This is a genomic window from Aeromonas sp. QDB23, assembly GCF_027707745.1.
Classification (GTDB): Bacteria; Pseudomonadota; Gammaproteobacteria; order Enterobacterales; family Aeromonadaceae; genus Aeromonas; species Aeromonas allosaccharophila.
The window spans coordinates 1-8,361 of record NZ_JAPCJA010000087.1 but is presented as its reverse complement, the minus strand read 5'-3'; the positions used below and the strand labels follow the sequence as shown (position 1 = coordinate 8,361).

Below are 8,361 nucleotides of genomic sequence, written 5' to 3'. Positions count from 1 at the left end.
ATGACTCATGATGAACCCTTTTTCATGGCTCCAGATGACAAACATGATCTCATATCAGGGACTTGTTCGCACCTTCCCTAGCTCGTCACGGGCGCTAGACAATGCCAAGGGGCAGCAGTTACGCCATGGCGTTATCGCCCCATCTGCCTGAAAACGCGACATGGGTTTCCGTTCAGGGGTGTTTCGTCCGCATAACCTCCGTAAACTATGAGCTAATGCTCTGATCTTGCTTGCCTATCTGCCCGCAAGCGGGGCTCGCTATGGTAAGCTCAGACGCACTTGGCTCAGCCCCTCCGGCCTTGACCGGCGGTAATAAGGAATCGTATGAAAACTAATATTGCCTCTCTTGCCAGCCTGATCTGGTCGGTTGCCGATCTGCTGCGCGGTGATTTCAAACAGTCCCAGTACGGGCGCATTATTCTTCCCTTTACCGTATTGCGCCGCCTCGAATGCGTGCTGGAAGCCAACAAGCAGAAGGTGCTCGTTGCCGTCGAGAGCACCAAGGCGCTGCCCGAGGTTGCTCGCGACAAGCTGCTGCTCAGCGCCGCTGGCCAGAGTTTCTATAACACCTCCAAGCTGACGCTCGATTCGCTGGGTGAAAACCATATTGGCGATAACCTGGATGCCTATGTGCGCGCCTTCTCGACCGATGCCCGCGAGGTGTTCGAGCATTTCAACTTCGAGGCCAGTATCGGCCTGCTCGAAGATGCCAACCTGCTCTACAAGGTGGTGCGTTCCTTTGCCAATGTCGATCTCTCGCCTGAGGCGGTCGATAACTACGACATGGGACTGGTGTTCGAAGAGCTGATCCGCCGCTTCGCCGAAAGCTCGAACGAGACCGCCGGGGAGCACTTTACCCCGCGCGATATCGTGCGGCTCACCACCTCGCTGGTGTTTGCCAGCGATAACGAGGCGCTGACTAAGCCCGGCGTGGTGCGCTCTATCTATGACCCCACCGCTGGCACCGGCGGCTTTCTCTCCTGCGGCATGGAGTACCTGCATGAGCTCAATCCGGCGGCCCGTCTGGCCACCTTCGGTCAGGAGCTCAACCCCGAGTCCTACGCCATCTGTAAGGCCGACATGCTGATCAAGGGGCAGGACATCAGCCATATCAAGCTGGGGAACACCTTAAGCGACGACCAGTTGCCGTTCGAGCGGTTCGACTACTGCCTCTCCAACCCGCCCTTCGGCGTGGACTGGAAGAAGGTGGAAAAGCAGGTCAGTGATGAACATCAGCGCAAGGGCTTTGATGGCCGCTTCGGGCCCGGCCTGCCGCGCGTCTCTGATGGCTCCTTGCTGTTTCTGCTGCACCTGATCGCCAAGATGCGCCCGGCCAGTGCCAACAGCGAAGGCTCCCGCATCGGCATTATCTTGAACGGCTCGCCGCTGTTTACCGGCGGCGCGGGCAGTGGCGAGAGCGAGATCCGCCGCTATGTGCTGGAAAACGATCTGCTCGATGCCCTGGTCGCCCTGCCCACCGACATGTTCTACAACACCGGCATTGCCACCTATATCTGGGTGCTCTCCAACCATAAGCCTGCCGAGCGCAAGGGCAAGGTGCTGCTCATCAATGCCAGCGACTTGCACACCCCAATGCGGAAATCCTTGGGCTCCAAGCGCAAACAGTTAAGCGATGAGGCCATCAACCAGATCGTCGCCCTTTATAGCCGCTATGAAGCCAGCCCCATAGCCAAGATCTTCCCGACCTCGGCCTTTGGCTATCGCCGCATCACGGTGGAGCGGCCATTGAAGCTGGCCTTCTATCCGCAGGATGCCGAGCGTCTGGCGGCCCTGCAAGCCGACAAGGGGTGGGAGAAGCTCGACGCCTGTCTGCAAGCGGCCATTCTCGCCGCGCTGCCACAACTGCCGGAACAGCTGCTGTGCCGCGAGCAGTTTAAAAAGCAGCTTAACAAAGCGCTCGCTGATACCAAGCTGCCCGCCCCGGCCTTCAAGCTGCTCATCAATCAGCTTGGTGAGCAGGATGATGCTGCCAAGGTCTGTATAAGCAAGGGCGAGCCGGAGGCCAGCTCCGAGCTGCGCGATTACGAAAACGTGCCGCTGGGTGAAGATATTCACGCCTATCTTGAGCGTGAGGTGCGGCCCCATGTGCCCGATGCCTGGATTGATGTCAGCAAGACCGATCCGCTGGATGGCCAGGTGGGCATAGTCGGTTACGAAATTCCATTTAACCGCCACTTCTACCAATACCAGCCGCCGCGCCCGCTGGCCGAGATTGATGCCGATCTGGATGCGGTCGCCAAGGAGATTATGCAACTGCTGGCCGAGGTGCATTCATGAGTGCCGTAAATCAGTTGGGGAAGTATCAGCCTTATCCTGAATATAAAGATTCAGGCGTGGAGTGGTTGGGTGAGTTACCAGCAGCATGGCAAGTTAAGCGACTTGGACAGTATTTGTTCGAGCGTCGTGAAAAATGTAGTGATAAAGAATATCTTCCATTGTCTGTGACTAAGAATGGAATTGTTCCGCAACTAGATACGGCAGCAAAGTCAGATGCTGGTGATAATAGAAAGCTGGTTCGAAAAGATGATTTTGTAATCAACAGTCGCTCTGATAGAAAAGGTTCGTCAGGTATATCTAATTTAGATGGTTCAGTATCATTAATAAGCATTGTATTGGAACTTAGATCAATTGAACCACAGTTTGTGCATCACTTATTGAGAAGTTACCCCTTCCAGGAAGAATTCTATCGCTTTGGTAAAGGCATAGTTGCCGATCTCTGGAGTACAAACTATTCAGAGATGAAAAATATAAACATACCCATACCCAATATCGAAGAACAACGCACCATCGCCGCCTTCCTCGACTACGAAACGGCCCGTATCGATCAGCTGATCGCCAAGCAGCAGCAATTGATTGAATTGCTGAAAGAAAAGCGTCAGGCGGTGATCTCCCATGCTGTCACCAAGGGGTTAAACCCCAATGCCCCGATGAAAGACTCCGGCGTAGAATGGCTTGGGGAAGTGCCGGAGCATTGGGATGTAATGAAATTTAACCATTGTGCCAACATTCGCAATGGTCAGGTGGATCCAACGGTTAAGCCATATAAAGACTATATACTGATAGCTCCAAATCATATTGAAAGTGGAACAGGTCGTTTACTTGAATTACAAACAGCTGAAGAACAAGGCGCCGACAGTGGGAAATATCTATGTAAAAAAGGCGAGGTTATATATAGCAAAATACGTCCTGCATTAGCAAAAGCCTGTATTAGCCCTAAGGATGATGTAATCTGTAGTGCTGACATGTACCCAATAAATGGGTGCAAAGCATTAGCAAATGATTTCCTTGTCTGGTTTTTGCTATCAGACTGTTTTACTCGATTTGCTGTTAATCAAGCTGATCGAGTCGCCATGCCAAAAATAAATAGGGATGCCTTGGGCGAATGTCGTATTCCTATCCCACCGATAGAAGAGCAAAAAGAAATTATTTCGACGATTGTTTGTAAAATCGAAAAACTAGATCTGTTGATAGCAACAGCGAATAAGGCAATACAGTTCATCCAAGAGCGCCGCATCGCCCTGATTTCCGCCGCCGTGACTGGAAAAATTGATCTGCGTGGCTGGCAACCACCCAAGAGCGAGGTGGCGGCATGAGCTTGCTGGCTGAACTGGACTATCCTGCTCGTTCTCGCCATGCGGTGCTTTCCCCTTGCCGCACTTATCGCTACGCGCTTAGTCGGGTCTGGGCGTCTGACAAGCCTTACGCCCTGTTTATTGGCCTGAACCCGTCCACGGCAGATGAGACACTGGATGATCCCACCATTCGGCGTTGTATTGATTTTGCCAAACGCTGGGGTTACGGCGGCTTGGTGATGGCTAACCTGTTCGCCTATCGGGCGACCGACCCTAGCCAAATGAAAGCGGCTACGGACCCAGTCGGTGTGGCCAATGATGAGTGGCTGATCGAATTAGCCAAATACGCTGGCGTGGTAGTGGCAGCATGGGGCAACCATGGGGCGTTTTTACGGCGTTCATCCCACATTCGTGCCCTGCTGTCTGAACTTCATTATCTGCAACTGAATCAATCGGGTGAGCCTACTCACCCACTGTATCTCAACAGTACCCTGACCCCATTGAGGTGGGCAATCTAGGCATGTTCTCGATAGAACGGATGTGGAAGAACAATGGATAACAAAGCTCGGGAAAAGGCGTTTCAAGACCATATCATTGAGCAGTTGGCCGCTTCGGGCTGGCTGGTTGGGCAGTCAGCTCATTACGACCGCGAGCGGGCGCTCTACCCCGAGGATCTGCTCGCCTATGTGCAACAGAGCCAGCCCGAGGGCTGGGCCAAGTTCTGCAAGACCTATGGCGAGGAGCCGGATCGCCATCTGCTCAATGCTACCGTGCGGGCGCTGGAAAGCCCTGAGCGTGGCACTCTGTGGCTGCTGCGCAACCAGATTGAGGATCGCGGCCACCGCCTGAGTGTGGCGACCTTCAAGCCGGATCATGATCTCAACCCCGAGCTGACGGCCCGCTATACCATGAATCGTCTGCGGGTAGTGCCCGAGCTCATCTATAGCCCCCACGGCTACGATGGACGGCTCGATTTGACGCTGTTTTTAAACGGCCTGCCGATTGCCACGCTGGAGCTGAAATCCTGCTTCAAGCAGAGCCTGGAAAATGCCAAACAGCAGTACCGCAAGGACAGGCCGCTGAAAACAGCTGGCAAGGTGGAGCCGCTGCTGGCATTCCGGCGCGGGGCCCTGGTCCATTTTGCGGTCAACCAGTTCGAGGTGGCGATGACCACCAAGCTCGCAGGCAAAAGCACCTACTTTCTGCCCTTTAACCGCGGCACCTGTGACGGCGGTGCCGGGAATGATCAGCCTGAAACCGGCTATGGCACCGAATATCTGTGGCAGGAAATATTGCAACCGGAAGCCTTGCTGAAAATCCTCGCCCGCTACATACATTTGCATGTGCAGCATGAAGAGGACGATCTGGGGCGCATCAAGAAGAAAGAGAGCCTGATCTTCCCCCGTTATCACCAGTGGAATGTGGTCGAGAGCCTGCTGGCTGCCGTGCGCCAGGAAGGCAGTGGCCAGAAGTATCTGATCCAGCACTCCGCTGGCTCCGGCAAATCCAACTCCATCGCCTGGCTGACCCATCAGCTTGCCTCGTTGCGACAAGGTGGCCAGAAGCAGTTTGATTCGGTGATCGTCATTACCGACCGCACCGTGCTAGATAGCCAGTTGCAGGAAACCATTGCCCAGTTTGAACATGCCGATGGCGTTATCTCCCGCATCAATCGCGAAGAGGGTGACGGCAGCAAATCGGCCCAGCTGGCTGGCGCCCTCTCCTTGGGCACGCCGATCATTATCGTCACCATCCAGACCTTCCCGTTTGTGCTCAAGGCCATCCAGGAAACCACCACCCTGAAGGGGTGCCGCTTTGCCGTGGTGGCCGACGAAGCCCACTCCAGCCAGACCGGCAAGACAGCCCGCCAGTTGCGCGAAGTGCTGATGGCCGAGCAGCTGGATGACGAGGAGGAGCTCTCGACCGAAGATGTTATCAACCTGACCCTGGCCGCCCGTGCTGGTAGCGCCAATATCAGCTACTTCGCCTTTACCGCGACACCCAAGGCCAAGACGCTGGAGCTGTTCGGTCGCAGGCCTAAGCCGAACATGCCGAGCAGCGATGACAACAAGCCGGAGCCGTTCCACGTCTACACCATGCGCCAGGCCATCGAAGAGGGCTTTATTCTTGATGTGCTAAAGAACTACACCAGTTATCGGCTGGCCTACAAGCTGGCGATGGACAGCGAAGAGGCCGACAAGGAAGTCGACAGCAAACGGGCCAAGCGCAAGCTCTCGCAATGGGTGCGGCTGCATCCGCACAACATAGGCCAGAAGGTGCAGGTGATCATCGAACACTTCCGCCAGAACGTGGCGCCGTTGCTGGCAGGACAAGCCAAGGCGATGGTGGTCACCAGCAGCCGGATGGAAGCGGTGCGCTACAAGCTGGCGTTCGACAAGTATGTGCAGGAGCAAAAATACCGGGGCATCCGTGCCATGGTGGCCTTCTCGGGAGAGATTGAGAACGACGGACAGAGCTTCAATGAGCGCAACATGAACCCTGAGCTGAACGGGCGCGATATGCGCAAGGCGTTCGACACCCAGGATTATCAGGTGATGCTGGTTGCCAACAAGTTCCAGACCGGCTTCGACCAGCCCAAGCTGTGCGCCATGTATGTGGACAAGAAGCTGACGGGCGTGGACTGCATCCAGACCCTCTCGCGCCTGAACCGGACGTGTCCGGGCAAGACCTCCACCTTCGTGCTGGATTTTGTCAACGATCCGCAGGATGTGCTGGAGGAGTTCCAGAAGTATTACGAGACGGCAGAGCTGGAAACCGTCTCGGATCCCAATCTGGTCTATGACCTGTTCCACAAGCTCAAGAGCACCGGCATCTTCACCTGGAATGAGGTGGTGGCCTTTACCGATGCCTATTTCGACCCGAAACGGGGTCAGGAAGCCATGCTGGGTTATATCAAACCGGCAGTCGACCGCTTCAGCAAACGCTATGGCTTCACCACCGAGACCATCCGCGAATGTCGGCGCATGTTGAAACTGGTTGAACAAGGCGGCTCGGCCACCGACAAGGCCAATGCCGAACGGCGCCTCAAAGAAGCGGGCGAAGCCCGCTCCGAGCTCGATATCTTCAAGAAAGACCTCAACGGCTATGTGCGCTTCTACGAGTTTGTCTCGCAGATCACCGCCTTTGATGACTATGAGATGGAGCGGCTGTGTGTCTTTGCCCGCCATCTGTTGCCGCTATTGCGTCAGGAGATCCTCGAAGAGGACGAGATCGACCTCTCCGCCGTGATGCTCACCCACTACAACCTCAAGGCCAAGCGCACCCAGGATCTGAAGCTCAAGGAGGATGCCGAAGGCTATGGTTTGCAGGGCATCTCGGCTCTGGGCAGTGCCGCACCGAAGGAGGAGAAGAAAGACTTCATCTCGGAACTGCTGGCGCGGATGAATGACCTGTTCGGTGTCGAAGTAACAGAGGGCGACAAGCTCGACTGGCTGCACGGCATGGCCAGTAAGCTGAGTGAAAACACGACACTGATGGAGCAGGTCAACAACAATGATCGCGACGCAATCATGCTGGGTGACTACCCCAAGGCCGTGGATGAAGCGGTGATCGCACGCATGGACACCCAGCAAGGCATGTCGCTGGATTACCTCTCCGCCCCAGAGAAAGCCGTAGCCCTGCAACACCTGTTGCTGGATCTGCTGCTCAAAGGGATTGGGGGTTGGCGAGATAACGCCGCCAAATAGCAGAAATAAAAAACCACCCGAAGAAAGGGTGGTTTTTATCATCTGTTGCCTTGGTAGGGCGCCAGGTAGTGATTTTCCATAAGACGAGTTAAATCTACCTGTGCCTTGGGAAGGTGCGAATAAGTCACCAAGTACAAAAATACGCCTTTGTAAGCATTTGAATTAAATCGACTAAAATTTTCAGTTTTGTTGTGGAGGGTACTTGTTCTCACCTTCCGTAGTATGACCTCTATAAGCAGAGGAAGACGTTCGACAAGTTGTGTAAACTTTTTTATCGTAAATGCATAAGATGTTTACACGAACTGCATTAATGATAGGTTTAATGCGATTTAAGAGCATATGGGTGAGATAGCAAGGTGGATAGAACCTGTGGTTACTTGGCTTGCACTCAACCAACTCACACACACAGTGGCAGTTACACTGAAAAGTTCCTGCCCTTCCTTTTTAGATCTTGTAAAAGATGAAAGTGTAAGAATAAATCACTTTCACCATCTTGAGTGCAAAGCAACCCAGCAGAAATGCTGGGTTTTTTTATTTTTGCATTTCACTTGCCATCGCGATTTTCAGCACTATAACTTTATGTATGAGGAAAATGTAAGATTAGGATGCACAGTGTACAAGCTAGATAGATTGATTTTTGCAAATGGTGAACGTTATCCAGTCTTAATGGGCAATGATGGTATGCCTCATTTTCTTGCAACCCTCTGGGTGACAACAAAACTTCGTAGCAGCTTGTCGGTGAATACCATTTCAAATCGCCTAGGTGCATTAAAGTGGTTTCTTCAATGGGAAGAAAATAAACACAGAGACCTGTTCTCTGAGTTTCAGAAAGGTAAGTTTCTTAGCGACACTGACATTGACAACATCAGAGAACATCTCAGTCATGATATTTCTCATTTCAAAGGCTTAGCTAAAAGCAAAAAAACCAGAGATAAGGTCATTGATTTATTTAACACCCCAAGACTAATCAGTGTCACCCCCACAGCAGGGCGGGAGCACACTTTGTTGATATTTTAACCAAAGAATAACTGAGCCCGATAGTCGTCATTCCAGCCGGCTCT

Annotated in this window: 5 protein-coding genes; all 5 read left to right on the top strand. The window is 53.4% G+C overall.

Going from position 1 to position 8,361, the window contains the following annotated elements; genetic code table 11:
- Positions 1–324: 324 nt before the first annotated feature.
- The 5 genes from PG888_RS21720 (at position 325) to PG888_RS21700 (ending at position 8,317) form a co-directional block, all read left to right on the top strand.
- A complete protein-coding gene (locus PG888_RS21720) occupies positions 325–2,298 on the top strand; it encodes a type I restriction-modification system subunit M (protein WP_270816013.1) in 1,974 nt (657 codons plus the stop codon).
- Entirely contained in the window at positions 2,295–3,614 is a 1,320-nt protein-coding gene (locus tag PG888_RS21715) for a restriction endonuclease subunit S (protein WP_270816011.1), read from the top strand. Before PG888_RS21720 ends, PG888_RS21715 begins: the two co-directional genes overlap by 4 nt.
- Positions 3,611–4,111, top strand: a complete 501-nt coding sequence (locus PG888_RS21710; protein ID WP_270816009.1) for a DUF1643 domain-containing protein — start codon at positions 3,611–3,613, stop codon at positions 4,109–4,111. The genes PG888_RS21715 and PG888_RS21710 overlap by 4 nt, the downstream gene beginning before the upstream one ends.
- Positions 4,112–4,144: 33 nt before the next feature.
- Positions 4,145–7,300, top strand: a complete 3,156-nt coding sequence (locus PG888_RS21705; protein WP_270816007.1) for a type I restriction endonuclease subunit R — start codon at positions 4,145–4,147, stop codon at positions 7,298–7,300.
- 339 nt (positions 7,301–7,639) lie between these two features.
- Positions 7,640–8,317, top strand: coding sequence for a hypothetical protein (locus PG888_RS21700; protein WP_270816005.1), 678 nt, complete (start codon positions 7,640–7,642; stop codon positions 8,315–8,317).
- Positions 8,318–8,361: the final 44 nt, after the last annotated feature.

Coding starts and splice junctions, on each gene's coding strand:
- PG888_RS21720 (WP_270816013.1), top strand. CDS start 325: ATGAAAACTAATATTGCCTCTCTTGCCAGCCTGATCTGGTCGGTTGCC.
- PG888_RS21715 (WP_270816011.1), top strand. CDS start 2,295: ATGAGTGCCGTAAATCAGTTGGGGAAGTATCAGCCTTATCCTGAATAT.
- PG888_RS21710 (WP_270816009.1), top strand. CDS start 3,611: ATGAGCTTGCTGGCTGAACTGGACTATCCTGCTCGTTCTCGCCATGCG.
- PG888_RS21705 (WP_270816007.1), top strand. CDS start 4,145: ATGGATAACAAAGCTCGGGAAAAGGCGTTTCAAGACCATATCATTGAG.
- PG888_RS21700 (WP_270816005.1), top strand. CDS start 7,640: ATGGGTGAGATAGCAAGGTGGATAGAACCTGTGGTTACTTGGCTTGCA.